This window comes from Lentilactobacillus kefiri, assembly GCF_007989105.1.
Lineage (GTDB): Bacteria > Bacillota > Bacilli > Lactobacillales > Lactobacillaceae > Lentilactobacillus > Lentilactobacillus kefiri.
This window is the reverse complement of the sequence record NZ_BJVK01000087.1, coordinates 1-1,513: the sequence shown is the minus strand read 5'-3', so window position 1 is coordinate 1,513 and position 1,513 is coordinate 1. Positions and strand designations below refer to the sequence as shown.

Sequence of the window (1,513 nt, the reverse complement as noted above, 5' to 3'; positions counted from 1 at the left end):
CTGAAACATGAAAGCTAATAATCACGCCAAAGGCGTGTGGTTATTGGCTTTTTTGGCAAAAAATAAACGCAAGCTCTCCTGCGTTGTATACTTTAGTCGACCAAAACCAAGATACAAAGGAGACTTACGTCATGAATATTATAAGACAAAAAAATACAGAAAACGAGCTTCACAATATTGTTCATCAATTTACTTCCCTCATTGGTCTATCTAAACTCACCAAGTTGGTGAATTATCGCCGGCATTCAGAAATCAGCTTGATGAAGGTCATTGAATGGCTGCTCACGACAAAGTTCCTGGGACGCTCGCTTTATCGAGCCCATGAAACACCTAACTTTACCAGTCGCACCGTCAGAAATAATTTGAACGATGGCCGGATCAATTGGCAACGCTTGATTTGTCAAGTTGGGAGTCATTTAATCAAGCATTTACGACCGTTTATTGACCGCCGGCGGCGGTTAGCATTGATCATTGACGATACACTCTTTTCCCGTGAGTACGCCACCCAAACCGAATTACTAGCGCGAGTCTTTGACCATGACAAACAGTTATATATTAAGGGATACCGGGCTTTAACTTTGGGTTGGAGTGACGCCAATACATTCTTACCGATCAACTTTGCATTAATGTCTTCCAAGAAGCCACAAAACGTCCTTGGAAAATCAGCTAAAACAACCGATCAACGAACAATTGCTGGCCGGAGACGTCGCCAAGCACAGCAAAAAATGAACCTCGTTTCATTGCAACTTGTCAAGCAAGCCCTCGCAAATGGCGTTCTAGCTGACTATGTGTTATTTGATAGCTGGTATAGCTCACCAAAAATGTTCTATGAATTAACCAAGTTGGGATTAAACGGCGTGGGCATGCTTAAACGGTCCAGCAAAATTTACTATCAATATCGCGGACGGCAATATTCAGTTAAAGCATTATACAAGCGACTGCAGGCCTCAAAATATCAACCCAAGCAAGCTTATCAATACAGCTGCTTTGTCGAAGCGCACGTCGGGAACCAAAAATTCAAGCTTCGCTTGGTATTTGTGGCTAATCGGGCCCGTCAAGATGACTACCTAGTACTGGCAACGACTCAGTTAGGCCTTCAGCCACAAGAGATCATTCAACTATACGCCCGAAGATGGCAAATTGAGAATTACTTTAAAGTTGCCAAGCAATACTTGCGGCTCGACAAATCACAAGTTCAAAATTATGACGGGCTTTGTGGCCATTTAGCAATTGTCATGATGACTTATGACCTATTAGCTTGGCAGGAACGGCAAAATCAGGATGATCGCACCATTGGGGATTTATTCTTTATAATGAACGAAGCCATGCCAGATATTGAGTTGTCTCAAGCACTGGTATGGCTTCTAAATTCGTTAAAAACGATTATTAATCATGAAGTTTATGCAAGAAGAGCCCAAATTATTCAGATGATGAATCAGTTCTTCACATTTTTGCCGAAACGGTTAGTTTCGCTGTTAACAGCAAGCTAAATGGTTAAATTAATTAAAATATG

General features: G+C 41.6%; 1 protein-coding gene. It reads left to right on the top strand.

Annotated elements, in window-relative coordinates; translation table 11 throughout:
- The first annotated feature begins 131 nt into the window (after positions 1–131).
- The gene (locus tag LKE01_RS11770) at positions 132–1,490 is read left to right on the top strand and encodes an IS4 family transposase (protein WP_056973869.1); all 1,359 of its coding nucleotides are present in this window, start codon (positions 132–134) and stop codon (positions 1,488–1,490) included.
- Positions 1,491–1,513 lie beyond the last annotated feature (23 nt).